Source organism: Capnocytophaga cynodegmi DSM 19736, from assembly GCF_000379185.1.
Lineage (GTDB): Bacteria > Bacteroidota > Bacteroidia > Flavobacteriales > Flavobacteriaceae > Capnocytophaga > Capnocytophaga cynodegmi.
This window is the reverse complement of the sequence record NZ_KB900703.1, coordinates 174,103-200,129: the sequence shown is the minus strand read 5'-3', so window position 1 is coordinate 200,129 and position 26,027 is coordinate 174,103. Positions and strand designations below refer to the sequence as shown.

The 26,027-nt window shown below is 34.7% G+C and carries 23 protein-coding genes; 10 read left to right on the top strand and 13 right to left on the bottom strand.

Going from position 1 to position 26,027, the window contains the following annotated elements; genetic code table 11:
* The first annotated feature begins 244 nt into the window (after positions 1-244).
* The 4 genes from YW9_RS0100870 to YW9_RS0100855 are packed head-to-tail and all read left to right on the top strand — an operon-like array spanning position 245 to position 4,519.
* Positions 245-2,005 carry a 1-deoxy-D-xylulose-5-phosphate synthase gene (locus tag YW9_RS0100870; RefSeq protein WP_018278286.1) on the top strand — a complete coding sequence of 587 codons (1,761 nt, stop codon included), beginning with the start codon at positions 245-247 and terminating at the stop codon, positions 2,003-2,005.
* 21 nt (positions 2,006-2,026) lie between these two features.
* Positions 2,027-3,058 (top strand): DUF3078 domain-containing protein, encoded by a 1,032-nt coding sequence (locus YW9_RS0100865; RefSeq protein ID WP_018278285.1) that lies wholly within the window; start codon positions 2,027-2,029, stop codon positions 3,056-3,058.
* 51 nt (positions 3,059-3,109) lie between these two features.
* Positions 3,110-3,691, top strand: a complete 582-nt coding sequence (locus YW9_RS0100860) for a thymidine kinase (protein WP_018278284.1) — start codon at positions 3,110-3,112, stop codon at positions 3,689-3,691.
* Positions 3,692-3,739: 48 nt separating this feature from the next.
* Complete coding sequence (locus YW9_RS0100855) at positions 3,740-4,519, top strand: TerC family protein (protein ID WP_018278283.1); 780 nt, start codon at positions 3,740-3,742, stop codon at positions 4,517-4,519.
* A 57-nt stretch (positions 4,520-4,576) separates the two neighbouring features.
* Here YW9_RS0100855 and YW9_RS0100850 read toward each other — a convergent pair whose 3' ends face one another.
* The 3 genes from YW9_RS0100850 to YW9_RS0100840 form a co-directional block, all read right to left on the bottom strand.
* Complete coding sequence (locus YW9_RS0100850) at positions 4,577-5,716, bottom strand: hypothetical protein (protein ID WP_018278282.1); 1,140 nt, start codon at positions 5,714-5,716, stop codon at positions 4,577-4,579.
* A 15-nt stretch (positions 5,717-5,731) separates the two neighbouring features.
* The gene (locus tag YW9_RS0100845) at positions 5,732-6,028 is read right to left on the bottom strand and encodes a hypothetical protein (protein ID WP_018278281.1); all 297 of its coding nucleotides are present in this window, start codon (positions 6,026-6,028) and stop codon (positions 5,732-5,734) included.
* Positions 6,029-6,112: 84 nt separating this feature from the next.
* Positions 6,113-6,865 (bottom strand): hypothetical protein, encoded by a 753-nt coding sequence (locus tag YW9_RS0100840; RefSeq protein ID WP_018278280.1) that lies wholly within the window; start codon positions 6,863-6,865, stop codon positions 6,113-6,115.
* Between the two features lie 169 nt (positions 6,866-7,034).
* Between YW9_RS0100840 and YW9_RS0100835 the strand changes: the two genes are divergently transcribed.
* Positions 7,035-7,727: a zinc metallopeptidase gene (locus YW9_RS0100835; RefSeq protein ID WP_026193703.1), complete on the top strand. Its 693-nt coding sequence runs from the start codon at positions 7,035-7,037 to the stop codon at positions 7,725-7,727.
* A 66-nt stretch (positions 7,728-7,793) separates the two neighbouring features.
* On the opposite strand, the gene YW9_RS0100830 is transcribed toward YW9_RS0100835, so the two are convergent.
* The 6 genes from YW9_RS0100830 to YW9_RS0100805 form a co-directional block, all read right to left on the bottom strand.
* Positions 7,794-10,100, bottom strand: coding sequence for a glycoside hydrolase family 65 protein (locus YW9_RS0100830; protein ID WP_018278278.1), 2,307 nt, complete (start codon positions 10,098-10,100; stop codon positions 7,794-7,796).
* Between the two features lie 104 nt (positions 10,101-10,204).
* Positions 10,205-10,735, bottom strand: coding sequence for an HXXEE domain-containing protein (locus YW9_RS0100825; protein WP_013998331.1), 531 nt, complete (start codon positions 10,733-10,735; stop codon positions 10,205-10,207).
* Positions 10,736-10,758: 23 nt separating this feature from the next.
* Positions 10,759-11,256 (bottom strand): GNAT family N-acetyltransferase, encoded by a 498-nt coding sequence (locus YW9_RS0100820; RefSeq protein ID WP_155848687.1) that lies wholly within the window; start codon positions 11,254-11,256, stop codon positions 10,759-10,761.
* 78 nt (positions 11,257-11,334) lie between these two features.
* Positions 11,335-11,829, bottom strand: coding sequence for an imm68 putative immunity domain-containing protein (locus tag YW9_RS0100815; RefSeq protein ID WP_018278276.1), 495 nt, complete (start codon positions 11,827-11,829; stop codon positions 11,335-11,337).
* 35 nt (positions 11,830-11,864) lie between these two features.
* Positions 11,865-12,497: a beta-phosphoglucomutase gene (gene pgmB, locus YW9_RS0100810; protein ID WP_018278275.1), complete on the bottom strand. Its 633-nt coding sequence runs from the start codon at positions 12,495-12,497 to the stop codon at positions 11,865-11,867.
* Positions 12,498-12,708: 211 nt separating this feature from the next.
* Positions 12,709-14,202 carry an MFS transporter gene (locus tag YW9_RS0100805; protein ID WP_018278274.1) on the bottom strand — a complete coding sequence of 498 codons (1,494 nt, stop codon included), beginning with the start codon at positions 14,200-14,202 and terminating at the stop codon, positions 12,709-12,711.
* A gap of 285 nt (positions 14,203-14,487) precedes the next feature.
* On the opposite strand from YW9_RS0100805, the gene YW9_RS0100795 reads away from it, so the two are divergent.
* Genes YW9_RS0100795 through YW9_RS0100775 form a run of 5 tightly spaced genes read left to right on the top strand, consistent with a single transcriptional unit; the run spans position 14,488 to position 19,949 of the window.
* Positions 14,488-15,426, top strand: a complete 939-nt coding sequence (locus YW9_RS0100795) for a glycosyl transferase family 90 (protein WP_018278272.1) — start codon at positions 14,488-14,490, stop codon at positions 15,424-15,426.
* A 2-nt stretch (positions 15,427-15,428) separates the two neighbouring features.
* A complete protein-coding gene (locus YW9_RS0100790; RefSeq protein ID WP_040353556.1) occupies positions 15,429-16,478 on the top strand; it encodes a glycosyltransferase family 2 protein in 1,050 nt (349 codons plus the stop codon).
* Positions 16,475-17,722, top strand: coding sequence for a glycosyltransferase (locus YW9_RS0100785; RefSeq protein WP_018278270.1), 1,248 nt, complete (start codon positions 16,475-16,477; stop codon positions 17,720-17,722). The genes YW9_RS0100790 and YW9_RS0100785 overlap by 4 nt, the downstream gene beginning before the upstream one ends.
* Entirely contained in the window at positions 17,719-18,873 is a 1,155-nt protein-coding gene (locus tag YW9_RS0100780) for a glycosyltransferase (RefSeq protein ID WP_018278269.1), read from the top strand. Before YW9_RS0100785 ends, YW9_RS0100780 begins: the two co-directional genes overlap by 4 nt.
* Positions 18,873-19,949, top strand: coding sequence for a glycosyltransferase family 4 protein (locus YW9_RS0100775; RefSeq protein WP_018278268.1), 1,077 nt, complete (start codon positions 18,873-18,875; stop codon positions 19,947-19,949). Before YW9_RS0100780 ends, YW9_RS0100775 begins: the two co-directional genes overlap by 1 nt.
* 1 nt (position 19,950) lies before the next feature.
* Here the strand turns inward: YW9_RS0100775 and YW9_RS0100770 are convergent, their stop codons facing one another.
* The 4 genes from YW9_RS0100770 to YW9_RS0100755 form a co-directional block, all read right to left on the bottom strand.
* Positions 19,951-20,445: a hypothetical protein gene (locus YW9_RS0100770; RefSeq protein ID WP_231555504.1), complete on the bottom strand. Its 495-nt coding sequence runs from the start codon at positions 20,443-20,445 to the stop codon at positions 19,951-19,953.
* Positions 20,446-20,571: 126 nt separating this feature from the next.
* Positions 20,572-23,136, bottom strand: a complete 2,565-nt coding sequence (mutS, locus tag YW9_RS0100765) for a DNA mismatch repair protein MutS (protein ID WP_174269781.1) — start codon at positions 23,134-23,136, stop codon at positions 20,572-20,574.
* A gap of 16 nt (positions 23,137-23,152) precedes the next feature.
* Positions 23,153-24,331: an undecaprenyl/decaprenyl-phosphate alpha-N-acetylglucosaminyl 1-phosphate transferase gene (locus tag YW9_RS0100760; RefSeq protein ID WP_018278265.1), complete on the bottom strand. Its 1,179-nt coding sequence runs from the start codon at positions 24,329-24,331 to the stop codon at positions 23,153-23,155.
* Positions 24,332-24,392: 61 nt separating this feature from the next.
* On the bottom strand, positions 24,393-25,904 hold the full coding sequence (locus YW9_RS0100755) for a bifunctional ADP-dependent NAD(P)H-hydrate dehydratase/NAD(P)H-hydrate epimerase (RefSeq protein ID WP_018278264.1): 1,512 nt from the start codon (positions 25,902-25,904) through the stop codon (positions 24,393-24,395).
* Positions 25,905-26,027 lie beyond the last annotated feature (123 nt).

The following is a 26,027-nucleotide window of genomic DNA, read 5'->3' as shown; positions in this document are numbered from 1 at the left end:
ACAACAATTTTTGCAACGAAGGTATTAATTTTTTATTTGAAAAACAAAAAAGAGTTACATCAGATAACTATTTTTCCGTTTCCAAATTATCCTTCCTGTTCACAGAAGTGAAGTAAACTTAATCCTAAACAACAGAAGCACCAAAGTTAAACTTTGGCTTTTTTGACATTTCCACGTGATACGTATTATATTGAAAGGAGAAATATTTTATTCTCAGTTTTTAAATTTTACATACCTTTGCCCTATGTTTTTATCCGATATAAATTCACCCGATGACTTACGTAAAATCCCAAAAGAAGAGCTTCCTTCTTTGGCAAGGGAAGTACGTGAATTTATCATTGATGTAGTTTCTGAAAAAGGAGGACACTTAGGAGCAAGTTTAGGTGTGGTAGAACTTACCATTGCCCTACACTATGTCTTCAACACCCCCGATGACAAACTTGTTTGGGACGTGGGGCATCAGGCTTACGCTCATAAAATACTGACAAACAGAAAAAAACAATTCCAAACTAATCGAGAGTTTGGAGGAATTAGCGGATTTCCAAAAATTGATGAAAGCCTATACGATGCTTTCGGCACAGGGCATTCATCTACTTCAATATCAGCTATTTTAGGAATGGCTATCGCTTCTACTTTACAAGGGAATCCCCACCGAAATCATATTGCTGTTATTGGCGATGCTTCTATCGTAAGTGGAATGGCTTTCGAGGCAATGAACCACGCAGGAACAACTCAAGCTAACCTACTTATCATACTGAACGATAACGCAATAGGAATCGACCCTTCGGTCGGAGCTTTAAAAGATTATTTCGCTAAAATGAAATCCGAAAAGGGAGAGAATGAAACTTTTTTCAATAATCTGAATATTAAATACAATGGAGTAATTGACGGACACAACCTTACTGAATTAATAGATGCGTTTGATATTCTTAAAAATGAACAAGGTGTAAAAGTATTACACGTAATTACCACCAAAGGAAAAGGACTTGAAAAAGCCGAAAAAGAACAAATTACATACCACGCACCGAGAAGATTTGACAAAATCACAGGAGAACAATTATCGGAAGACAGCTCTCTTCCTGCAAAATATCAAGATATTTTTGGATTAACAATCAACGAGTTAGCTCAAGAAAATCAAAAAATTGTAGCCATCACACCTGCAATGCCAAGTGGCAGTTCACTTACTTTTATGCAAAAATCTTTTCCTGAACGCGTCTTCGATGTAGGAATTGCTGAGCAACACGCAGTTACATTTTCTGCAGGATTAGCTTTGGAGGGTTTCATTCCATTTTGTGTTGTATACTCTACATTTTTGCAACGTGCCTATGACCAACTTATTCACGATGTGGCTTTACAAAATATTCCTGTAATTTTCTGTATTGACCGTGCAGGATTGGTAGGAGAAGATGGTCCCACACATCACGGAGTATTTGATATGGCTTTTTTACGGCCTATTCCCAATTTAGTAATTGCTTCTCCACGAAATGCTTCTCAGCTTAGGAATTTGCTATACACGGCACAACTTGGCGTAAATTTTCCTTTTGTAATTCGCTATCCAAGAGGAAGATGTAATGAAATGGATTGGCAACAGCCTTTTCAGGAAATTAAAATTGGTACAGCAGAACAACTCAAAGAAGGTTCAAAATATGCTATACTAAGCATCGGAAATATTTCAGATAATGTTACAAAAGCAATACATTTGTTAAAAAATCCCGAAGATTATGCTCATTTTGATATACGTTTCTTAAAACCTTTGGACGAATCACTTTTACACACTATTTTTGCGACCTATAAAATTATTTTTACCGTTGAAGAAGGTTCGGAAAAAGGTGGTTTAGGAAGTGCCATTGCTGAGTTTGCTTCGAAAAATGGTTATAACAAACCATTAAAAATCATAGGCATACCTGACCAATTCATTCCTCACGGAAGTATTAATGAATTACAAAAAACGATTGCTTTAGATCACATATCAATAAGTGAAATATTAAATAATAAAGATATTTGAATCTCAAAAATCAGTATATAAATGAAGAAAATCGCATTACTATTACTCATTACAGTTATCACAGGTTTCACAACAATCTCTGCACAGATTCGTCGTGCAAAGGGGGTGGAATTACCTGCAAAAGTAGACACCATCAGGGTACAAGAAAATGAAGAGGCTTTAAAATTTACATTCAATCGCTTCAACAAAACTCAGGAAAAGTGGTTCAAATTCAACCAATTAAACCTAAATCTTAGTGAAGTAGCTTTTTCAAATTGGAGTGCTGGGGGTGAAAATTCCATTTCAGCATTATTCAATGCGAAATTTCGTCGTAGGTATTCTGAGCGTACTTATTTCTGGGACAATGAATTAGAAATAAATTATGGAGTAAATGCCCAAAAAGGGAGAGAACCTCGTAAAACAGATGACAAATTGTCATTAATTTCTGCTTTAGGTTATCGAGGAAATGCTCAATCTTTTTGGTATTACACGGCTCGTTTTCAATTTCTTACTCAATTCAGTAATGGTTATTCATATCCCAATACAGAAAAGCCAATTTCCAAACTTTTGGCTCCCGCGTATATTTACTTAGGATTGGGGGTTGAATATGCTCCTAAAAAAAACAGATTCAATCTTTTTCTTTCTCCCCTAACAATGAAAACAACTCTGGTTTTGGATAAAAACTTGGCTGACCAAGGTTTTTTTGGTGTTGAAGGAGCTGTGTATGCCTCTGACGGAAGAAAAATTAAATCTGGAAAAAAATCGAATTCCGAACTTGGTTTCTCTATTTCAGGAAGATGGAATGAAAAAATTGCAGAAAATATTCGTTTGGAAAATATTTTCAACTTCTATGGAGATTATCTTAAAAACTTTGGAAATATTGATTTAGACTGGGAAGCAAACCTTAACTTCAAAGTCAATAGCTATGTACAAGCCAGAATTGGGCTACATATAAAATACGACGATGATGTAAAATTCTACTCATACAAGGACACTAACGGACAAACACACAAATACGGAGCAAGAACTCAATTGAAGCAGGTTTTAGGAATTGGGCTTTCGTACACTTTTTAAATTCAGGAATCATATTCTTGAGTCTTAACTAGAAAATCACTAAACTGAAAAATGTTTTTAGAAAATACTACAAATCATTCGGAAAAATTTGGCTGGATAGAAGTTATCTGTGGCTCAATGTTTTCCGGAAAAACGGAAGAATTAATTCGAAGACTTCGACGAGCTCAATTTGCAAAACAAAAAGTAGAAATTTTTAAACCTGCATTCGACACTCGTTATGACGAAGGAAAAGTAGTTTCGCATAATTCCAACGAAATTCAATCAACCTCTGTTCCTGCAGCTACAAATATTTTGCTCTTAGCCGATGGTTGTGACGTTGTAGGCATTGATGAAGCTCAATTTTTTGATGACGAAATTGTGAATGTTTGCAATGATTTGGCTAACAGAGGTATGCGTGTAATCGTTGCTGGGTTGGATATGGATTACAAAGGAAAGCCTTTTGGTCCTATGCCCGCATTAATGGCTACCGCCGAATACGTGACTAAAGTACACGCTGTTTGTACACGTACTGGCAACTTAGCTCATTTCAGTTATAGAAAATCTAACGATGAGAATTTGTATATGTTAGGAGAGCAAGATTCTTATGAGCCTTTAAGTAGAGCCGCATTTTTTAAAGCGATGAAAAACAAGTAAAATAAAAACTAAAAATCAATCTAATACACTAAATAATAAATTTTACCTATGGAATTTTTATTCACAGCTGACGCCATCGTAGCATTACTTACTTTAACTTTTCTGGAGATAGTTCTGGGGATAGATAACGTTATCTTTATTTCAATTGTAACAGGAAAACTTCCTGAACAACAACGTAAAAAAGCCACTCGATTGGGGCTTTTTTTGGCAATGTTTATGCGTATTGCCTTGCTTTTCAGTATCTCACTGCTTGTTCAACTCAAAGAGCCTTGGATAAGTTTCGATTGGGGTTGGTTCAAGGCAGCCTTCAACGGACAGGCACTCATTTTGTTGGTGGGGGGTATTTTCTTATTGTATAAATCTACTAAAGAAATTCATTCAAAAGTAAATCATATTGACCACGTTACCGACTCAAAAGAAGCAGAAAAATCAAGAGGAGCTTCTTTCAGTAATATCATCGCTCAAATTTTGATAATAGACCTCATTTTCTCGGTAGATAGCATCCTAACTGCTGTGGGAATGACCAATGGATTGGAAGGTGCGTTGTACATTATGATTACAGCTGTAGTAATTTCTGTAGGAGTTATGATTCTGTTTGCAAATCCTGTTGGAAGTTTTGTAAATCGCAATCCTTCCATTCAAATTTTGGCACTTGCCTTTTTGATTTTGATTGGATTTATGCTTATCACGGAAAGTATGCACTTATCACACGCTGTACTTGCAGGACAAGAAGTGGGAGCCGTTCCAAAAGGATATCTGTATTTCGCAATTGCCTTCTCGTTAGGAGTTGAGTTCCTGAATATGCGAATGCGTAAAAAATCAAATTAAGACAAATTTTTTCAGTGTATGAAAGGCTCAGAAATTAAAATTTCTGAGCCTTTCTGCTTATTTATTACATTGAACATACTTTGCTAATTCTTTCATAAAAAACGAATGAAATTCAGAAGGTTGTATATTAAAAGTTTCTTCAATCTTGCAAAGAAATTCTTCCCTATCGTTACCTGAATCAAGTAGTTCGAAAAGTTTTTCTTTGCCGTGATGTTCCAAAATGGTGTGACATAATAAAGCCGAGAAAGCGTAATATGAATCAACCTTTGTATTGATGACAGTAAATTCTCCTTTATTAAGCATCGTGTAAATATCAACATTTTCTTTTTGTAAAAATGAATAAAAAATTTGCGTTAGTTCAGAAAAGTTTAGTCCTCGTGCACCTCCAAAATAGGTAGCGATACCCTCATCCACTAGATGGTTTTTGTTTTCGACTTTTTCAGCTGTATATAAATGTACCATTTCGTGTGGATAGTAGGCTGTGCCATTTCCTGAGAAAATTTCTTTTTGGTCTGTGGAAACTAAGCCTCCATAAGCTTCACCTATTCTCATATCCGTATCAAAATCAAAACCTCTCAAATTTTTTTGCTCCAAATAATTATCAAAAATAAAACACGAAAAACCAATTTCGGGCAGCTCAAAAAACTCCGCCATTTGCTTGTTAAATTTCAAGGCTTTTTTCACATCTTCCTTACGGAAAAGTTTCGGGTTTTTGTAATAAAATGTTAGATTTCTGATTTTTCTTTTTGTAAATGTTTTTATTTGATTTTCAAATATATTTTCGAACTGATAATCTTTGTTTACTAAAAAGTTATAGGTGGATAATACTTTATTATCTTCTGGAGTATTTCCCATCCAAGCCACTCGGATTTGATATTTCCCATCAATATATAACATTGATAAAATGGTGGGGGTGTAACTCCCTATGTTTGCCTTTTCTTCTATAAAATATAAATCTCCTCCTCTAATGTCTATTTCCTCTCCATTGTATTTCCAAAAGGTTGTTTTATCTTGATAAGAAAGATTCTTAGAAAAATACGCATCTATAAGTGATAAAATAATTTCTTGTTCCTCACGTTTATCCTCATAAAAAAGATATGCACTATTAAGTTGTATATTCTCATAATTATATTGCTTTTGTGCAAAACAAAAGACAGGAAAAGGGATTAATAAAATGATTTTCAAATATTTTAACATCGTCACAGAGTTATTTTATGGTTTACTTTTTACATATTTCTCCAATTCTTTCAAAAAGAAATTATGAAATTCTTCCGTTTTCAGGCTAAAAGTGGCTTTGATTTTGTCCCAAAAAACATCCAAATTATCGCCTGAATCCAATAACTCAAAGAGTTTTTCTTTGCCGTGATGTTCCAAAATAGTGTGGTATAACAAAGCAGCAAAAGCATAATGAAAGTCTATATCCGTTTTAACAAACAGATTGTCTTTTGTTTCAATAATTTGGTAAATATCAATATCCGTTTGCTGTAAAAATGAATATAATTCTCGCATAATTTGAGGAAAATAGAGTCCCCCTAAACCACCAAAATAGACAGCTATCCCTTCATCAAGATATGAATTTTCGTTTTTTGCCTTTTAGCGAGTGTACAGATGTGCTATTTCGTGTGGATAATAAGCCGTACCATTTCCCGAGAAAATAACTTTTAAATAAGGAAAAGCCACGCCTCCTTTTTCACGCCCTACCCTCATATCTGTATCAAAATCAAAACCTCTCAAATTTTTTTGCTCGAAATAATTATCAAAAATAAAACACGAAAAATCAATTTCGGGTAGCTCAAAAAAATCAGCCATTTCCTTGTTAAATTTCAAAGCTTTTTTCACATCTTCTTTACGGAAAAGTTTCGAGTTTTTGTAATAAAATGTCAGATTTTTAATTTTTCTTTTTGTAAATGTATCGAACTGATTATCAAACATATTTTCGAACTGATAATCTTTATTTACTAAAAAATTGTAAGTAGCTAATATTTTGTCATCTTCGGGAGTATTTCCCACCCAAGCTATTCGAATTTGATATTTTTCATCAATATATAACATTGACAAGATAGTAGGTATGTAGTCTCCTCTTATGCTAGCTTCTTGTTGAATCCAGGACAAATCGTAGCTTCTCAAAAAAACAGAGTTTTTGGGAATTTTCCAAAAGGTAGTTTTCTCTTGTAAGGAAAGATTTTTGGAAAAATAGGCATCTATGAGTGATAAAATAATTTCTTGTTCCTCACGTTTATCCTCATAAAAAAGATAGGGACTATTGAGTTGTATATTCTCATAACTATATTGCTTTTGTGCAAAACAAAGGAAAGGAAACAGAAAAATGAAAATGTTCTTTCGCATACATTGTGTTTTTTAGCTGACAAATATATTTAAAAACCATCAACAAAGAAATTCCATAAAAAATAATTCTGTAAGAAATTCTACTTGTTACAAAAAAGAATATATTTGCATCAAATTTGGCAAAGATTTTGCTGAGAATAGAAAGTAACTTTTAAAAACACAAAACATTATGATGGGATATTATGTTATTCTTGGTTTATTTGGTTTGATTAGTATGGCTGTAAGTTGGCAGTTAAAGCGAAAATTTCAGCATTATTCAAATGTTCGTTTACGCAACAATATGTCAGGTGCTGAGATTGCCGAAAAAATGCTACACGACCACGGAATTTATGACGTTAAGGTTATTTCAACTCCAGGTATGCTTACGGACCATTACAACCCAATGAATAAAACCGTAAACTTAAGCGATGTTGTTTATAATGAAAGAAATGCAGCGGCAGCGGCAGTAGCAGCACACGAATGCGGACACGCCGTGCAACACGCTCAAGCATATAAGTGGCTTACAATGCGTTCAAAATTAGTACCTCTTGTTAGTATTTCGTCAAATTTATCAACTTGGGTAATTATTGGAGGATTAGCACTTATGGCTGCTTCCAAATTCGGAATTTATGTAGCTATTGCAGGACTTATTATGTCTGCTCTTGCTACCCTATTCAGCTTTATCACATTACCTGTTGAGTATGATGCAAGTAACAGAGCTTTAGCGTGGCTTAAAAACAAAAATATGGTTTCTCAGGAAGAATACAAAGGAGCTGAAGACTCACTGAAATGGGCAGCTCGAACTTACTTAGTAGCAGCTTTAGGTTCTTTAGCAACTCTTATTTACTGGGCTTTGAAAGTTTTTGCCTCTTCAAGGGATTAATATTAATACAATTTTCATAAAAATAAAAGGCTACTTTTCAGTAAAGTAGCCTTTTATTTTTATGTATTACAAGCTCACTATCATTTCTTTTCCGTTTTCAACAGTAACATCTTTTCCGTTGATGCTCAATTGTAAAGATATTCCTTCGAGCGAAAGTTTTGTTTCTTTTGGTGACACTGAAACTTTAAGGATTTGCCCTCGGAAATTCACTTTAAACGAATAACTTTTCCATTGCGATGGAATTTGCGGATTCAGGTGTAACATTCCGTTTCGCATACGCAAACCGCCAAAGCCTTCCACGATACTCATCCACGTTCCTGCCATTGAGGTAATGTGCAATCCTTCGTGAACTTCTTTGTTGTAATCGTCCAAATCGAGGCGAGAAGTACGCAAATAGAACGTGTAAGCGTGTTCCATTCTTCCCAAAGAAGCCGCCAAAATGCTATGTACGCACGGAGAAAGTGACGATTCGTGTACCGTAAAAGGTTCGTAAAAATCGTAATGACGAGCCAATTCTTCCTTCGTGAAATGGTCTTCAAAGAAGTAGAAACCTTGCAATGTATCGGCTTGTTTGATGTAAGGCGAACGCAAAATCCTGTCCCACGACCAATGCTGATTGATAGGACGTTCTTTTTTATCCAACTCTGCCACTGTGATAAGTTCTTTATCCAAAAAGCCATCTTGTTGCAGATAAATATTCAATTCTTCCGAATACGGATAATACATATTTTCGGCAACCGCTAACCATTGCTCTATTTCGTTTTCGGAAAGATTGGTTTTCTTCCAAACTCGCTCAAAATCACTACTATAAGAAGTTTTCACTTTATACAAACATTCCTTAGCATATTTGATACACCATTGAGCGATGTAGTTCGTATAGAAATTGTTATTGATATTATTTTCGTATTCGTTAGGACCTGTTACTCCGAGAATTACGTATTTATTCTTATCCTTTGAAAAGGTCGCTCTTTGGTGCCAGAAACGTGCAATTCCGATAAGTACTTCCAAGCCCATTTCAGGAACGTACGCAAAGTCATTCGTGTAACGCACATAATTGTAAATCGCAAACGCAATAGCTCCGTTGCGGTGGATTTCCTCAAAGGTGATTTCCCATTCGTTGTGACATTCTTCGCCATTCATCGTTACCATTGGGTAGAGCGCTGCTCCGTTTTTAAAGCCTAATTTTTCAGCATTTTCGATGGCTTTCCCCAATTGGTCATATCTATATTTCAACAAATTACGAGCCACTTCGGCGTTTTTGGTCGCCATATAGAAAGGCAAACAATAGGCTTCGGTATCCCAATAGGTGCTTCCGCCATATTTTTCACCTGTAAATCCTTTCGGACCAATATTCAAACGAGCATCTTTACCCGAATACGTTTGATTCAATTGGAAAATATTAAAACGAATTGCTTGTTGTGCTTTGACATCGCCTTCGATAGTGATATCCGCCATTTGCCAAACCTCAGCCCAATCTTCTTTCTGTTTTTTCAATAATTCGTTGAAGCCTAAAGCAGTAATTTTCAGCAATAATTGCTCCGTTTCTTCAATCAATTTTTCTTTCGGATGATTGAATGATGTTACATATCCTGCGTACTTTTCAAATTGAGCGGTTTGATTCTTCTCTGCCGAAGTTTCATATACGAAACCGATGTAGTTCTCTTTTTGATTTACCTTTTGAATGTTAGAAACTACGCCATTTACTTCCAACCGATTTTCCATAAAGGTACAAACACGAAAGGCTGTCTTCTTGGTTTCTGCCACGATAAAGCCTCTGTTTCCTACTTGTTTGACATCGAGAGTATTCCAGAATTTTTCTTCCCAGTTTGTGTCGTGATTTTCAATAGAGCTATCCAAATACGACTCAAACGTAATAGTAGCTTTTTCGCTAAGAGGAGTAACCTCATAACGAATTACACCCACTTCATCGTATTGCAATGAAAGAAAACGAGTTACGTTCACCTGAATTTCCATTCCGCTTGGAAGTGTCGCCACAAACGAACGCGTGTAAACACCCTCTTTCATATTTAACACACGTTTGAAATTTCTGACCGATTTGCACATATTCAAATCCAATTCCTCTCCGTTGATTTTCACACGAATACCTATCCAACTTGGAGCGTTTAACACTTTGGCAAAATACTCCGGATAGCCGTTTTTCCACCAACCTACTTTGGTTTTGTCGGGATAATAGACCCCTCCGATATAACTTCCTTGAAAGGTTTTTCCTGAGTAATCTTCCTCGAAATTAGCACGTTGCCCCATCGCTCCGTTACCCAAACTGAACAAACTCTCGGACTGCATTACGCGGTCTTTTTCAAATCCTTCTTCTATGATGCACCAATTATCCGGCACGATATAATCTTGATTCATTCTATGTATGATTTTATTTTTTCACTTAATTCTTATAAAATATTTATTTTTTTGAGTATTCGTTTAAAAATTTTTCATTTTCAAACATAATTCCTTAAACAAATTTACATTTTCTTACGAAACTTATGAAATTTCGACGCCCAAAAGAATGCTAACGGAAAACTTACAATAGTTACTACAATTCCTACGACTGTCCACCAAAACATCTCTTCAAAAGACAGAATATCAGATTCAACAAACTTCCAAAATGTATAAAAACAATATGGAAGCGACAGTAGGGAGGTGATTATCACTGGGACATACTTTCCATACACAAGCCATTGCACGATGTGCATCCATAAATGAATGAAAAACGCCATAAATCCAGCAAACCACCAACCATAACTTCCAAACCAAACCGACAAATAACAAACAACTGAAAGCAATAAAAATTCGTGGGCTACTGCTACCGCGAAATCGGCTGTGGAATATGCAAAAAAATTATTGCGAGTCAGGAATTTTTCCAGTTTCGGGAAACGTTGCCTCAATTCATCTCGATTTTTGGAAAGCCACGTCTCGAACATTACAACTTCCTCAAAATCGTGCACCATAAATACCACAGGAAGCAACACCATAAGTAATTGTAATTCTGACATTTTATTCAAATCTCGTTCAATTGTTAATGTGTGTTTGTCGAATTCAAATCAATCACCATCACATAATCTTCGTCATTTTCCTTGACGACATAAAACCCCATTTTCAAATACATTTTTGCTGCATAATTGGCTTTCTGCACAGATAATGAAGCTTTTTCGTAGCCCTCCTCAGCAAGTTGGTCAAGCAATTTTTGAAATAATTTTGTACCAATACCTTGATTTCGATATTCTGAATAAAGCGAAATAGAAAGTGAGGGAGTTTGGTCGTCAATATGTCCGTAATCGTTGATAATTCTTGCCCACGCCGCACCAATTATCCGTTCCGAAGCTGTTGCCACTACGGCTACATCACCTTTTTGTGAACCAAAATCAGCAAAATAGATGCGTAGTTCGGGGTGAAAGACAATATCACGCGGTGGCGGTGTAACGTCTTCGGGCAAAAATATGGCTTCGTACAAAAAATCCTGCAATAACGAATACTCGCTCGGATTCATCGGACGTATATTCACAATGTTTTTCATCGGTCATATATGGTTTATAGCTTTATACCATCAGATTAAAAACTTAAATCGACAGGATTTTATTTTTTACTGATAAATTTACTCTTCAAAAAGTTCTTTTCTTAATTCTTCACAGATTTCTGCTATTTCCAACATCACTTCTTCCGGACACATTTCACTCAAATCGTATGATAAAGGTTCTGCTACAAAATCTTTCAAAGCTTTATTCATTTGTTTATTTTCCTCTTGAGTTGAAATGATTTTAATATTCAATGAAGTAGCATCAAAATTTCCTTCAGAAAGTTCGCTCAAATTAACACTTCCATTCTTTTTGCATTCCAAAAGTAATGCCGCTAAATCAGTAATTAAATCAATTGCATAATAAAACTCGCGTTCAATTCCTTGTTTATCCGTATAAATAAGTAAAGTATCTGTTTGACGAAAATTCCAATTCAGGCGTTCTAAACGTGTATCAGAGAAGATTTCACTCAAGGTAATTTCTTCCTTTTGCTTGTCTAAAAGATAATCCACTAATGTCAAACTATCATCTGTATCACCAATATAGTTATTCCAGTATTTACCTGTAATATACATATTTATAAGTTTTAAAATTAAAAAACATAGGATTTCTATTTTTCCACACGTAATATTTCCTCAAAACCGGAAAAAACCTCATCGGCTTGATGTAGCACGTCTGCACTTCCAATTCCGATAGCTTTCATTCCTGCCGTTTTGGCCGCTTGAACTCCTGCTTCCGAATCTTCAAAAACCACGCAATTTTCATTTTGAACACCTAATTTTTGAGCTGCAATCACAAAAACTTCGGGGTCGGGTTTGGCTTTGCTAACGTCATTTCCATCAACAATGGCATCAAAATACGAAATGATTCCGAGCTTTTGCAAAATCGGACGAGCATTTTTACTTGCCGAACCCAAAGCAATCCTTATATTTTTTTGCTTTGCCTGTTCCAAAAATGTTTTTACACCAGGTAAGATATCGTTTTCGTTCATCTGAGCTACATAGCTTAAATAATCTTCATTTTTGCGTGTTGCTAACTCATCAAATTTTTCTTCAGAAACAGAAACACCTGCCCAATTCAATATTTTTTGAAGCGAATCAACACGGCTTACGCCCTTAAGCTGTTCGTTGAGTTCGTGTGTGAGTTCAAACCCAAATTCTTGTCCAATTTTCTTCCACGCTATAAAGTGAAATTTTGCTGTATCGACAATAACACCATCTAAATCAAATATGTATGCTTTCATTTTAAGTATAAATTTAAATGTTTTAAGAAACAAGTACTGAGTTACAAGGATAAAGGATAAAGTAAAAAGGAACAAGTTACAAGTACCAAGCTACAAGGATAAAGTAGAAAGGATAAAGTTGCAAGTGCTATCTGCTAATTGCTAATCACTATTTGCTAACTACTAACCACTATTTACTAATCACTAATCCCTATTGCCTATTTTCTATTGCCTACTTTATAGAATCTTTCACTCCAAGAGTCAAAAATCCTGATAAAATCATCGCTACACCTCCTACAACTAACGCATATACAGGTTCGTTATTAAACAAATTGTGTACGATAACTCCCAAAATTGTTGCGGCAACTATCTGTGGAAGTACAATAAAGAAGTTAAATACGCCCATATAATACCCCATTTTATCCGAAGGTAATGCTCCAGAAAGAATTGCGTACGGCATCGAAAGGATACTCGCCCAAGCAATTCCTACACCAACCATCGAAACGATAAGCATATTTGGGTCACTTATAAAATACACCGAAATAAGCCCTAATCCTCCCAATAACAAACAGATAAAGTGAGTAACCTTACGGCTAGTAGCTTTTGCCAAAACAGGAAGCAAGAATGCCACCAATGCTGCTACCCCATTGTACACAGCGAAAAGCAACGTAACCCAATCTGCTCCTTCGTTATACAAAGGAGAGGAAGTATCCGTAGTTCCATAGATACGCCCCGTTACCGTTGCCGTAGTGTAAATCCACATTGCAAAAAGCGAAAACCACGAAAAGAACTGAACCAAAGCTAGTTGTTTCATCGTTTTGGGCATATAAAGCATATCGGTAGTGATAGAAATAAAGCCATTCTCTTTCACCTTCCTTTTATGCAGATAAGACGTAAACAAGAACGAAAATCCTAACATTGCCAGTCCGATAGCCAAAATGTACAACTCTTTTTCCATTTTGAAAAAATAAAGAAAAATTGTTGAAATAACCCCCACGACAGCAAAAATTGCTCCATAAAAGTTTAGTTTTTTTGCTTTTTCTTCGGAAGAAACTTCGTTTTTGTAGGTATTGACATCTTTCTTTTCAAAGGCTTCCAACTCGGCAGGAGAATATTCTTTAGAAGAGAAAACCGTCCATAGTACAGCCACCAGAAAAACGATAGCTCCTGCATAGAATGACCATTTTACCGAATCGGGAATGACCCCTTCGGGAGCTGTATTGCTGATTCCCAAATAATTCGTATAAATATAAGGCAAGGCTGAACCTACCACCGCTCCCACTCCGATGAAGAAACTTTGCATTGCAAATCCAGTAGTACGTTGTTCATCAGGCAGATTATCACCTACGAAAGCACGGAAAGGCTCCATTGAAATATTGATGGAGGCATCCATAATCCAAAGTGTTCCAGCGGCAATCCACAGTGAAGGCGAATTCGGCATAATACACAATGCGATAGAAGAGAGAATCGCACCGATTAAAAAATACGGACGACGGCGACCCAATCGCGTCCACGTTCGGTCGCTCATATATCCAATAATAGGCTGAATAATTAGCCCAGTAACAGGAGCAGCAATCCACAAAATTGGGATATCTTCAACTTTGGCTCCTAATGTTTCAAAAATACGAGATGTATTGGCATTCTGTAAGGCAAACCCAAATTGGATACCCAAAAAACCAAAACTCATATTCCATATTTCCCAAAAACTTAATCTTCGTTTTTCCATAACAGACCTAATTGTATCAAAACCTGATATACTTTACAATCAGATTTTCAAAACACCTAAAAATAAAAAAGGATAAAACTTAAATAAATCAAGAAACAAAAGAAAAACACTGGAGAATCCTCTGCATTCTACAGATAAACTCCAACCCTTGATTTAATTATTTTTGAGAAGTAAAATTGTTGGGGCAAATGTATGAATATTTTCTTGTAAAACAAAAGAGAGATAAAGTATTTTTAAAATTATTTCTGTATTTTTGCCGAAAGGACTTTTGGTGAACATAAAGTTATGAAAATTAACAAACAAGTTAAGTTTTGGTATTATATACGCAATTATGGATTGTGTTTTTTTGGTAATCGCGGTGGGGATTATAAAAGACAAATTTCAAATTTAAAATCAAAAGCAACTGAAATAGAGCTCAAAAATGTAGAAAGTCGTTTGAATTATTACTGCAAAACCAGTAATGCTTCTGTTTTTTTGTCAGGAAAAAGATCTATTAAGGACCTACGAACGCCTCAAACGCCAAAGGCTTATTATTTTGACACTTATGAGTATGCCCGTTTTTTTGATAAAAACCAACCGATTGACTTTGTCTTTGGTGATGTTACACACATCCCAGATACACCTTCTATCGTGAAAAGCCGTCCGATTTCCGATGATAATCAAAATAGTGTTTTGCTAAATTTGGACAAAGCTCGACATTTTGTTTGGATAGAAAATGACAAACCTTTCTATGAAAAGAAAAATTTATTGATTGGTAGAGGAGCAATTTATCAACAACATCGATATGATTTTTATCAAAAATATTTCGGTCATCCACTTTGTGATTTGGGAGCTGTAGGCAAGGTTGGAATAACTGAAAGCGAATGGCTTAAACCTAAAATTTCTATTGAAGAACACTTAGATTATAAATTCATTTTAAGTTTGCAAGGCAATGATGTAGCAACAAACTTAAAGTGGATAATGTCTTCTAATTCAGTTGCAGTGATGCCCAGACCTACCATCGAAACTTGGTTTATGGAAGGCACTCTTATCGGAGGAAAACATTATATTGAAATAAAACCTGATTACTCGGATTTAGAAGAACGGCTAAATTTTTATATTTCTCACCCTGAAAAATGTATGGAAATTATAAAAAATGCACACAAACATTGTGAACAATTTTGGAATCAAAATATTGAAGATTTGTGCAGTTTGATGGTTTTGGAAAAATATTTTGATAATTGAAAATGAATCCATTAGTATCTGTTATTATACCTATTTACAATGTAGAGAATTTTGTGGAAGAAACTATCCTTAGTGTTCTTCAACAAAGTTACTCAGCAATAGAATTAATTTTGATAGATGATGGTAGTACGGATGGCTCCACTGAGGTTTGCCAGAAATACAGCGTAGAACACAATGTAGTGTTTATATCACAAACAAATAGAGGAGTTTCTGTTACAAGAAACAGAGGAATTCAAGTAGCAAAAGGAGATTACATTTACTTTTTAGATTCTGATGATACTATAGAAAAAGATTTTATTAAAACATCTGTAAAAGTAGCAGAACAAGGGCATTATGACATCATAGTAGTAGGAGAATATTATGGTAGGCGATTTCCAGATGTGGCTTTACTCCCAACTTGTGCACTATTCTTAAGGAAAAGTTTACTAGAAAAATTTGTTGACATTCGTTTTCCAGAAGGAATTCAACCTTGTGAAGATGGCATTTTTTCACATCAACTTTTGGCTTTAACAAATAAAATTGGTTTTAATCCGAAAGGAATATACCATTATCGAATGCACGAAAATCAAAATCATAAAACTATAATTCAACAAACAACTAAAATATTAACAGACATCCCACTATGGCTAAGCATTTTGAATAATTTCTATGTAAAGCGACAGTTATTTGAGCAAAAAAGTTTGCATTTAGCTCTTTTTTTACAATATGAGCCCTTTGATAGGTATCTTAAAATGCCTTTTACAGAAGAACAGAAAAAACAACTTTTTGAGACAATAAATAATTTTTACAATAAAAATGTTGCTCCATACATTACGGAAGAAGAATTTCAAAAGTTAAACAAACCATTTCGTCACTTTATAAAGGCTGAAAATCATAAGAAGTTTGATTTATTTTTTGAAAGATATACAAAATTTACCCAGACAAAAGAGTGCATTTTTAGGATAGAAACAAAAATAAAATTATTTTTGCTAAAATTTGTCCCTGTAAAAAAAATTCGAAAACAAAAAAGAGAAAAAATACGCTCTGCTATGCGCAATCGCCCCGAATTATGAAAAAAATAGTTTTAATTCAGCATACTTCATTTATCAATGGCAGAGGAGGTACAGAAAAAATTTGCTCCTTTCTGGCAAATCATTTCTGTTCTTTGGGATATGATGTAGAGGTTGCTACCAATGAAAATATACAAGGGAAAGAAGTTTATCCATTAAATAATAAAATTAAACTTGTAAATATATATTCTACTGATATAAAGCAAATTACCCTTAATCCTATATATAGTTATAAAGGAAAAAATCCTTTTTTGTGGTTAAAATATAAATTCCAAAAGAAAAAGGCTAAATTTCTGAATAAAACAATATTAAATAAAGTGGGTGGCGAGGATGAATTGTACAAGTTTAATTTAAGACAGCGAGCCAAAGCTTGGAAGAAATATATTGAAATTACCAATCCGGATTTAATCATCACAATGTCAATAGGTTCGTTATTAGAAATCACTTTTGAAAATGAATATGATATTCCTATTATCAATTCCACCAATGGGCGTCCAGACTACGACTATACAGATTTACTTTGGCACAGAAGCAAAATAGATATCTTCCATTTGAAGGAATCGTATAAAAAATTGACAGCTATTCAAATTCTATTTGACAATTATAAAGATTTTTTACCTGAAACATTTCGAGGTAACATTAAGGTTATCGGAAATCCTGCTCCGAAAGTAGAAGATAAAATTACTCCACCAAATAAAGAAAGAAAAATTATAATACATATCGCATCGTTACAAATAAGTTGTAAACAACAGGATGTAGCTATAAGAATTTTTTCAAAAAATGCAAGAAAATATCCAGAATGGGATTTACACTTTTGGGGAGAAGGGAATGATTATTTGTATTTGAAAGAATTGATAGAGAAAGAAGATCTTAGCAATCGAATTTTCTTACACGGATTTACAGACTCACCTCTACAGAAGTTACAAGAGGCGGATATTTTTATCTTTCCCAGTAAGTACGAAGGTTTTCCTCTCGCTCTTATGGAGGCTATGTCAACTGGACTACCCGTCATTGGTTTTACAGACTGTTCGGGAGTAAACCAACTAGTACAACATCAAGAAAATGGTTATTTAGCTAATAATGAGTCAGAAATGGAAGAATATTTGGTGCAACTTATGGAGGATAGTAATCTTCGCGAATTGATGGGTGCCAAAGGAAAAGAATTTGTAAAAGACTTTTATCCAGAAAAAATAGCCGAACAATGGGAGGAATTAGTTTCTGAAGTAATTAACGGAAGTAAAAAATGAAACAAAAAATACTTTATTTTGTACCTGATTGCCCTGTGGCTGGTGCTGCTGGAAACATCACTCGGTTTAAACAAATGCTCGGTTACCTGAACCAAGCATCTGAGTCGTGCGAGGTAGATTTTGTTTCTATTAGTGATTGGGGCGAATGGAATTCTGATACCATAGAAAAATTCAATACTGTTTATCCAAATATCAATCTTATCCTTTTACCGAGAAAAATAGACAAAAAGAAGGTTCTAAAATCTATTTTTCTGTATAAAATTCCCAATGCTATTCCAAAGTTATTGCGAGGAACAAGTATAGATATTTCAAATCCTTTCCTTCATAGGAAGTTTACCAAAATTATTAACTCAAAACATTACGACAAAATCATTATAAGCTATGCTACTTGGGGAAGTTTGATTAAAGATATTAAGTACAAATCTTATTTAATAGTAGACACACACGATTTTATAACAGCTCAGAATCGGAATAAGAAGTCAAAAATAGGCAAATATTTTCAGACAGAAATAGACATAATAAATCGTTTTGACGAAATTTGGACATTTTCTTCTGAGGAAAAGTATATTTTTGAGCAATTTTCAGATAAAAAAGTAGTGCATCAGCCTATTGCTTTTGAACACCAACCTTTGGTAAAAAAATCTGTCTACAAATACGATATAATTTATGTGGCAAGTAGAAATCCTCATAACATCAAAGGAATTAATTGGTTCCTGAACGAAGTTTTGCCTTTGATTGATTCAAAACATAAAGTACACATCATCGGTAGAATAGGACAAGAAATTAAACAACCTTATCACAATGTAACAATACACGGTTTGGTAGATGATATTACAGATTTTTATCAGAACTGCCGAATTACTATTTGTCCAATGCTAAGTGGTACTGGAATCAAAATCAAAGTTTTAGAATCACTATCATACAATATCCCTGTAGTAACTAATCGCAGAGGTGTTGATGGATTATCTAACAAATCCGACAATGGGTGTGTTGTGGCTGATTGTCCGCAAAAGTTTGCAGAAGCTATTAATCAATTAATATCTGATGATGATTATTACAGACATCAACAGCAATTAGCCTTTGACTTTTTCAGCCAAAATCATAATTTAGCCACCGAAAAAAAATTTTTTAATCGATTTTTAAGTTCATAATGATTCTCATAGATTTAGAAAGACTTCGTTATCCAAATTCAGGACTCGCCAATGTATTTAGAAATATAGCTAAAGGCATTGAAACTCAAAACAAACCTTTTGAGGTGCATTACTTTGGCCCTGAAGATGAGTTAGCAAAATATATCAACAGAAATAATATCGTGCCCTACAGAAAATGGCACAAATATTTCGAGAACTTCAGTCAGAATTTTCAATTGATTCACATCAGTAATCAAGGAACGCCTCACTTTAGGAAAAATTACACAAATACCATTAAAATTCTAACACTTCACGATTTGAATTTCTTGTATGAAAACCTTACAGAAGCTAAAAAAAAGAGAATATACAACAGAATAAATAAAAGTTTTGAAACTGTAGATTACTTGGTATGTATATCAAATTTTGTAAAAGACGATTTCTTAAAAAACAAACATCTTTTCAACTTTAAAAAACTCAAAGGAGTTTCTGTTATCTATAATGGAATAGAACTTCCAGAGAGTCGAACCTACGAGTTAGGAAAATACAACTTTTTGAAGAATAAAAAATATATTTTGAACATAGGGGTTTTGTTTGAGAAGAAAAATCAAAAATCTCTCATTGAGATGCTTCCGTACATAGAGGAGGATTTTGTATCAATTTCTTCCGAAGAAAAAGAACCTTATACAAGCGAACTGAAGGAAAGAATTAAGCAATTGGGAATGGAAAACCGTGTCCATTTTCTAAAGAATGTATCCGAAGAAGAGAAATATGCAATTATACAGAATTGTAAGACCCTCTGTCATCCGTCCATCGCTGAAGGATTTGGTATTCCACCCATTGAGGCAATGGCCTTCGGGAAGCCTGTCTTTTTAAGCAACAAGACAAGTTTGCCTGAAATAGGTGGTAGTTTAGCTTTTTATTTTGACAATTTCAATCCAAAAGAAATGGTTGAAACTTATAAAAAGGGAATAGACACATTCAACCAAAACCCGAATGATTTTAGTGAAAAAATTAAACTTTGGGCAAAACAGTTTGATTATCAAATAATGGCAAAAAAATATTTGGATTTATACAAAAAAGTACTTGAAGATAACTAATCTAAAACTTCAACCAAAGTAGACATATTTGCGGTAAAAAACCTATAATCCAACTCAGAAAACAAACCAAAAGCGTCTTTCCAAACAGATAGATTTGTGAAGAAGCTACCAACCCACTGATAAAAACCAAAGTTGATATTACATACAATAAATCAATATTATAAAATATACTTAAAAATACTGCAAAACCTGTAATTCCTCCCATCAACATTACAGGCAAGCTTCCTAATAGCTTGAAAAATTGCATAAATATAATTATAAAGCAACCTAATGCCAGATTTATTATATACAGATACAATATGGGATATTTATCTATTGTTATGATTTTCAAAGCAATAATCACCAAAAGAGAAATATAACCATAAAGAACCCATTTCCGCTTCTCAGCCGAAACTGCAAACGGAGAATCTATCCAATTTATCGTGTACAAAATAAGATATAACAAAGTAGGAGCAGCCACTGAAACGATAACTAACAGTGTCCAAGTGTTTTTCATTTCTTCAATAGGCAAAAACACAGGGACCGCTAGCAAAAAAAGTATCGTTCCATATATGGGAAACCATATTGGGTGAAACAAAAATGATATGACGTAACTTAAATACTTCACAGAAACATTTTAAATTTACTGACTTATCATTCTTCGAAGTTCATTAAGTTTCATCAATGCTTCAACGGGAGTTAATGTATTGATATCCAACTGCAAAATCTCTGACTTTATTTCTTCCAGAAGTGGGTCGTCCATATTGAAAAAACTAAGTTGCATTTCTTTTTGAGCCGATTTTAACTTTTGTGAAGTATCTTGCGAAGCGTGTGAACTTTCCAGTTTTTTAAGCATTTTATTGGCCTTCTGAATAACAAATTGAGGCATTCCTGCCATTTTTGCTACGTGAATACCAAAACTATGAGCAGAACCCCCAGAAACTAACTTTCGGATAAACAGTACATTATCCTTAGTTTCTTTGACTGAAACGTTGAAGTTTTTAATCCGATCGAAACTATCAGTCATTTCATTAAGTTCGTGGTAATGTGTTGCAAATAAGGTTTTTGCCTTTGATGGATGTTCGTGCAAATATTCAGCTATTGCCCAAGCGATAGAAATCCCGTCGTAAGTACTTGTTCCTCTGCCTATTTCATCAAGTAAAACCAAACTTCGTTCTGATATATTATTCAAAATCAGGGCTGCTTCGTTCATTTCAACCATAAAAGTTGATTCTCCCATTGAAATATTATCACTAGCCCCAACACGCGTAAAAATCTTATCTACAATGCCTATTCGTGCTGAATCTGCTGGAACAAAACTTCCAATCTGTGCCAACAAAACAATGAGTGCCGTCTGACGCAAAATCGCCGATTTACCTGACATATTGGGTCCTGTAATCATTATAATTTGCTGTGAATCACGGTCAAGATATACATCATTGGCGATATAAGGAACGCCCACAGGCAACTGTTTTTCAATGACAGGATGCCTTCCATCTTTGATGTCCAGAACGAAAGATTCGTCCATTTCAGGGCGATTGTAATTATTTTCAAGAGCAAGTGAAGCAAATCCACAGAGGCAATCCAACTGACCAATAAGCGTTGCATTTTGCTGTACCTGAGCAATATAATTTCCTATCGAAATAATCAATTCGGCAAAAATAGCTTGTTCAAGTTGTGCTATTTTCTCTTCTGCTCCTAAAATTTTAGCTTCGTAAGTTTTTAATTCCTCCGTAATGTATCGTTCGGCATTAACGAGGGTTTGTTTACGAATCCAATCTTGCGGAACCTTGTCTTTGTGCGTGTTACGAACCTCAATATAATATCCGTGAACGTTGTTATAATCGATTTTTAAAGATGAAATTCCAGTTTTTTCGGTCTCTCTTTTGAGCATCTCGTCCAAATAGGCTTTCCCTGAAACAGAAAGTTTGCGAAGTTCGTCCAATTCCGCAGAAACTCCTTCCTTTATAACATTTCCTTTCAGAATATTGACGGGAGCTTCCTCATTAAGCGTTACAGCAATCTGATTACAAAGCTCTTCACACAAATGCAATTTATCGGCTAAAACATTCAAATCGTGATTTTTAGCTTGATTGCATATTTCTTTTATCGGAGGAATCATTTCCAGTGAATTTTTCAGCTGAACGACCTCACGAGGCGTAATCTTCCCTGTCGCAACTTTTGAAATAAGTCGCTCAATATCACTTATTTTTGAAATATGCTCTTTAATCTTTTGCAACATATCAATATGCCCCATAAAGTGCAAAACCACCTCGTGACGTTGCTTTATTTTGGCAATATCCTTCAACGGAAGTGCTAACCAGCGTTTTAAGGTTCGGCTACCCATTGCGGAAATCGTTTTGTCAATGACGTCCAAAAGCGTTACCGATTGGCTGGAAGTTCCTGTATAAAGCTCCAAATCGCGAATAGTGAACTTATCCAACCACACGTAAGCATCTTCCACAATCCGCTGAATGGAAGTAATATGTTGTAATTTATTATGCTGTGTTTCAGTCAAATAATAAAGGATAGAACCCGCAGCTAATAAAGATTCTGTAAGTTCCTCTACGCCAAATCCTTTTAAAGAATTGGTTTGAAAATGTTGCGTTAGAATTTGACGAGCGTAATCCTCCTTGTACACCCAATCTTCTAAAAAGAAAAGATGAAAATCATCACCAAAGCTTTCTGTAAACTCTTTTTTTTGCTTTTTCGCCACCAGAACTTCGCTCGGCTTGAAGTTTTGTAATAACTTATCAATGTTAGCTTTATCTCCTTGTGCTACCAAAAATTCACCTGTGGAAATATCCAGAAAACTGACTCCGTTTATATTTTTTGCAAACCATACGGAAGCCAAAAAGTTGTTCGATTTTGAATGAAGAATATCATCATTTAAAGCCACACCAGGGGTAACCAGCTCAGTAACACCGCGTTTCACGATGCCTTTCACAGTTTTAGGGTCTTCAAGTTGGTCACAAATCGCAACCCTATAACCTGCCTTGACTAATTTTGGCAAATAGTTGTTTATCGAATGATGCGGAAACCCAGCAAGTTCCGTGCGTTCGCTACCATTATTTCGGTTGGTAAGCACAATATCAAGCACTTGGGCAGCCTTTACAGCGTCCTCACCAAACGTTTCATAAAAATCCCCCACCCTGAAAAGCAACAACGCATCAGGATATTTTGCTTTAATCTGATTGTATTGCTTCATTAAGGGAGTTTCTTTCTTAGTCTGCTTTGTCACTGTGTTTTTGTTTTTTATTGATTTTGTTTAATCCTGATGAGTTTAATATTTTTCGAATCTTATGTTTGCTTTTTCTTGTTATATAACTTCTGTTAAAATAAAACAATGTTATCACCAATCCTATGAAAATCAGAAATATTGAAGCAAACAGGTGAATAGGCGAAAAAATTGTATTTAGAAACATAACGATAAGAAAAATCACCAAATTGATTGTAGCCAACAAAAGACTTGCTCTCCCGTGTGAAAGTGCCATATAATCAATCATCACGTGATGAATATGATTTCGGTCAGCTTTGAAGGGTTTTCCATCTCGAATGGTTCTTGCAATGAAAACACGTGTGGTATCAAAGAAAGGAATAAAAACGATAGCCAATAAAACCCATATTTTATTAAGCGGATTGATGTATGCTTTTTCCAAATCTGTGGAAGACAACGAGAGAAACTTTAATGCCAAAATACCAATAATGAAACCCACAACCATTGAGCCAGTATCTCCCATAAAGATTTTCTTCTTGGAAGATAAATTATATCTTAAAAAAGCCAATAAAAAACCAATACACAAAATCGAAAATAAGAAATAATATATATCTTCAGATTGATAAAAAACACAACCAAAACACGCAAAGATAACAATACCTACCATTGCCGCCGAACCGTTGATTCCATCAATCAAATTAAAAGAATTAACAATAGTCATTACAACGAAGCAACTGAAAAGCATTGAAAACCAGAAGGGAATTTCGTCAAACCACAGAAAACCAGACAAAGAATATATTCTCAATTCTGTTCCGAACAAAAGTAATATGAAAGTGGCTACAATCTGGGCTACAACTTTAGTGCTTGGATTCACTCCTGTTAAGTCGTCCTTAAGTCCTAAGAAAAACATAATACTAACACCCGAAACGATATTAATTCCCGTATAATTAACATCATATCTACCAATGAAAAAGAGGGTAAAAATCAAGCTGATATAGAAGGCTATACCTCCCATTGTTGGTGTTTTTTGTGAATGAGAGCTTCTTTCGTTGGGATTATCCATCAAATTTCTCTGCCTCACAACATATATGATACTGGGCATTGCCAAATAACAGACCGCAAACGACAACACAAAAATCCAAATTGCGGTTATTTCTGGACTTTGTAAAAAAGTAAATTCTTTCATATTAGTATCTGCACCGAGCAAAGGTAAGGAAATAAAAGAAACACCACAATTTTAATTCCGTTTAATTGTACAATCTTAAAAAATAGTTAAATTTTATTTCTCTATATAAGTCACTTGCAATGAGATTCTCTTGCCCTTTTTCGGAGGCAATTTTATCACCTGCCTTTCCGTGTAAATATACACCTAAAATACTTGATTCCAAAGAACTATATCCCTGAGATAGTAATCCTATCAAAATTCCTGTAAGCACATCGCCACTACCTGCTGTTGCCATTCCAGCATTACCTGTAGAATTCACCCAAAAATGAGATCCATCGGTAATCATTGTATAAGCTCCTTTTATAATTACAATTACTTGATGTTTTTTCGCGAATTTTTTTGCTTTCTTTATCTTATCAAAATCATCTTTCCAAGAACCAATAAGTCGTTCCAACTCAACAGGATGTGGTGTCAAGATAGCACTTTTAGGGATTTTAGAAAATTCTTTTGGGTTTTCGGAAAGAATATTCAGTGCATCGGCATCAATTACAAATGGTGTATTAGGATATTGTTCAAATAGGTCAAACAAGGTTTCCGCTGTTTGCGACTGAGTTCCCATACCCACTCCTACCCCTATTGCAGAGGGTTCAAAAAATACTTTTGTAGGAGAAAGATATTTTTTCCCCTCTGAGGTAATTACCATTGCTTCAGGCACAGCGGTTTGCAAGATTTCATATCCAGATTGGGGCGAGAGCATCGTCAACAAACCTGCTCCTGACCTTAACACTGCATTTCCACTCAAAACCATTGCCCCCATTTTACCATAGCTTCCTCCAACTAGTAGAGCGTGTCCGAACGAACCTTTGTGTGAAAATTTATCTCTCGGCTTATATATTTTGGCAACATCCTCATCAGTAACAAATTGGTAATCAGAATCTATTTCATCTATAACAGATGTATCCAGACCAATGTCCAACATTTGCCAATTGGGAATATATTTTCCTGTTTCGGGCAGTAAGAAAATCAATTTTGGGACTTGAAATGTAAGCACAACATTAGGTTGAACAAAAACTTCATCCATCATCGGTATTCTATCCAAATAGAGACCTGAAGGAATATCAATGCTTACCACATAAGCTCCTGATTCATTGATTTTTTCAAAAATACATTGCATCCAATCGGAAACATATCGATTAAAACCCGCTCCAAAAATAGCATCTACAACGATCACATCTGATGGAATTTCAGGAATTTCCGAACAGGAATACAAATCATTTATTTTTACTTTTTTATTTCGGACAAGTGTACCTAAATTTTTCAAAAATTCCTCTGTTGGATTTTCATTAAAATTTACTATAAAAACCTCTACATTTCTCTTGGCTTTGGAAAGCATTTGAGCAACAGCCAACCCATCACTGCCATTGTTGCCCACACCAACATAAATTACTACTTTTTTATTTAAATCCGTGTTCTCTTGTAACCACAAAAAAACCTGCCTAGAAGCCCTCTCCATAAGCTTCTTGCAAGTTATGTTCTGTTTTTTAATAGTTTGATTATATGCCTGCTGTATTTGTTCTGTAAATAAAATTTTCATAAATATGCAGATGAAACAAAGATTTAAAAATCCGAAATTACTAATTAATAATTCCTCAAAGATATGCCTTTTTGCTAAGAAAACAAATAATTAATCTTAAAAAAAGGAAAAACTCCAAACTTC

Excerpts from the sequence above, each read along its gene's own strand:
- YW9_RS0100870 (WP_018278286.1), top strand. The coding sequence starts at position 245 with ATGTTTTTATCCGATATAAATTCACCCGATGACTTACGTAAAATCCCA.
- YW9_RS0100865 (WP_018278285.1), top strand. The coding sequence starts at position 2,027 with ATGAAGAAAATCGCATTACTATTACTCATTACAGTTATCACAGGTTTC.
- YW9_RS0100860 (WP_018278284.1), top strand. The coding sequence starts at position 3,110 with ATGTTTTTAGAAAATACTACAAATCATTCGGAAAAATTTGGCTGGATA.
- YW9_RS0100855 (WP_018278283.1), top strand. The coding sequence starts at position 3,740 with ATGGAATTTTTATTCACAGCTGACGCCATCGTAGCATTACTTACTTTA.
- YW9_RS0100850 (WP_018278282.1), bottom strand. The coding sequence starts at position 5,716 with ATGTTAAAATATTTGAAAATCATTTTATTAATCCCTTTTCCTGTCTTT.
- YW9_RS0100845 (WP_018278281.1), bottom strand. The coding sequence starts at position 6,028 with ATGCGAGAATTATATTCATTTTTACAGCAAACGGATATTGATATTTAC.
- YW9_RS0100840 (WP_018278280.1), bottom strand. The coding sequence starts at position 6,865 with ATGCGAAAGAACATTTTCATTTTTCTGTTTCCTTTCCTTTGTTTTGCA.
- YW9_RS0100835 (WP_026193703.1), top strand. The coding sequence starts at position 7,035 with ATGATGGGATATTATGTTATTCTTGGTTTATTTGGTTTGATTAGTATG.
- YW9_RS0100830 (WP_018278278.1), bottom strand. The coding sequence starts at position 10,100 with ATGAATCAAGATTATATCGTGCCGGATAATTGGTGCATCATAGAAGAA.
- YW9_RS0100825 (WP_013998331.1), bottom strand. The coding sequence starts at position 10,735 with ATGTCAGAATTACAATTACTTATGGTGTTGCTTCCTGTGGTATTTATG.
- YW9_RS0100820 (WP_155848687.1), bottom strand. The coding sequence starts at position 11,256 with ATGAAAAACATTGTGAATATACGTCCGATGAATCCGAGCGAGTATTCG.
- YW9_RS0100815 (WP_018278276.1), bottom strand. The coding sequence starts at position 11,829 with ATGTATATTACAGGTAAATACTGGAATAACTATATTGGTGATACAGAT.
- pgmB (WP_018278275.1), bottom strand. The coding sequence starts at position 12,497 with ATGAAAGCATACATATTTGATTTAGATGGTGTTATTGTCGATACAGCA.
- YW9_RS0100805 (WP_018278274.1), bottom strand. The coding sequence starts at position 14,202 with ATGGAAAAACGAAGATTAAGTTTTTGGGAAATATGGAATATGAGTTTT.
- YW9_RS0100795 (WP_018278272.1), top strand. The coding sequence starts at position 14,488 with ATGAAAATTAACAAACAAGTTAAGTTTTGGTATTATATACGCAATTAT.
- YW9_RS0100790 (WP_040353556.1), top strand. The coding sequence starts at position 15,429 with ATGAATCCATTAGTATCTGTTATTATACCTATTTACAATGTAGAGAAT.
- YW9_RS0100785 (WP_018278270.1), top strand. The coding sequence starts at position 16,475 with ATGAAAAAAATAGTTTTAATTCAGCATACTTCATTTATCAATGGCAGA.
- YW9_RS0100780 (WP_018278269.1), top strand. The coding sequence starts at position 17,719 with ATGAAACAAAAAATACTTTATTTTGTACCTGATTGCCCTGTGGCTGGT.
- YW9_RS0100775 (WP_018278268.1), top strand. The coding sequence starts at position 18,873 with ATGATTCTCATAGATTTAGAAAGACTTCGTTATCCAAATTCAGGACTC.
- YW9_RS0100770 (WP_231555504.1), bottom strand. The coding sequence starts at position 20,445 with ATGAAAAACACTTGGACACTGTTAGTTATCGTTTCAGTGGCTGCTCCT.
- mutS (WP_174269781.1), bottom strand. The coding sequence starts at position 23,136 with ATGAAGCAATACAATCAGATTAAAGCAAAATATCCTGATGCGTTGTTG.
- YW9_RS0100760 (WP_018278265.1), bottom strand. The coding sequence starts at position 24,331 with ATGAAAGAATTTACTTTTTTACAAAGTCCAGAAATAACCGCAATTTGG.
- YW9_RS0100755 (WP_018278264.1), bottom strand. The coding sequence starts at position 25,904 with ATGAAAATTTTATTTACAGAACAAATACAGCAGGCATATAATCAAACT.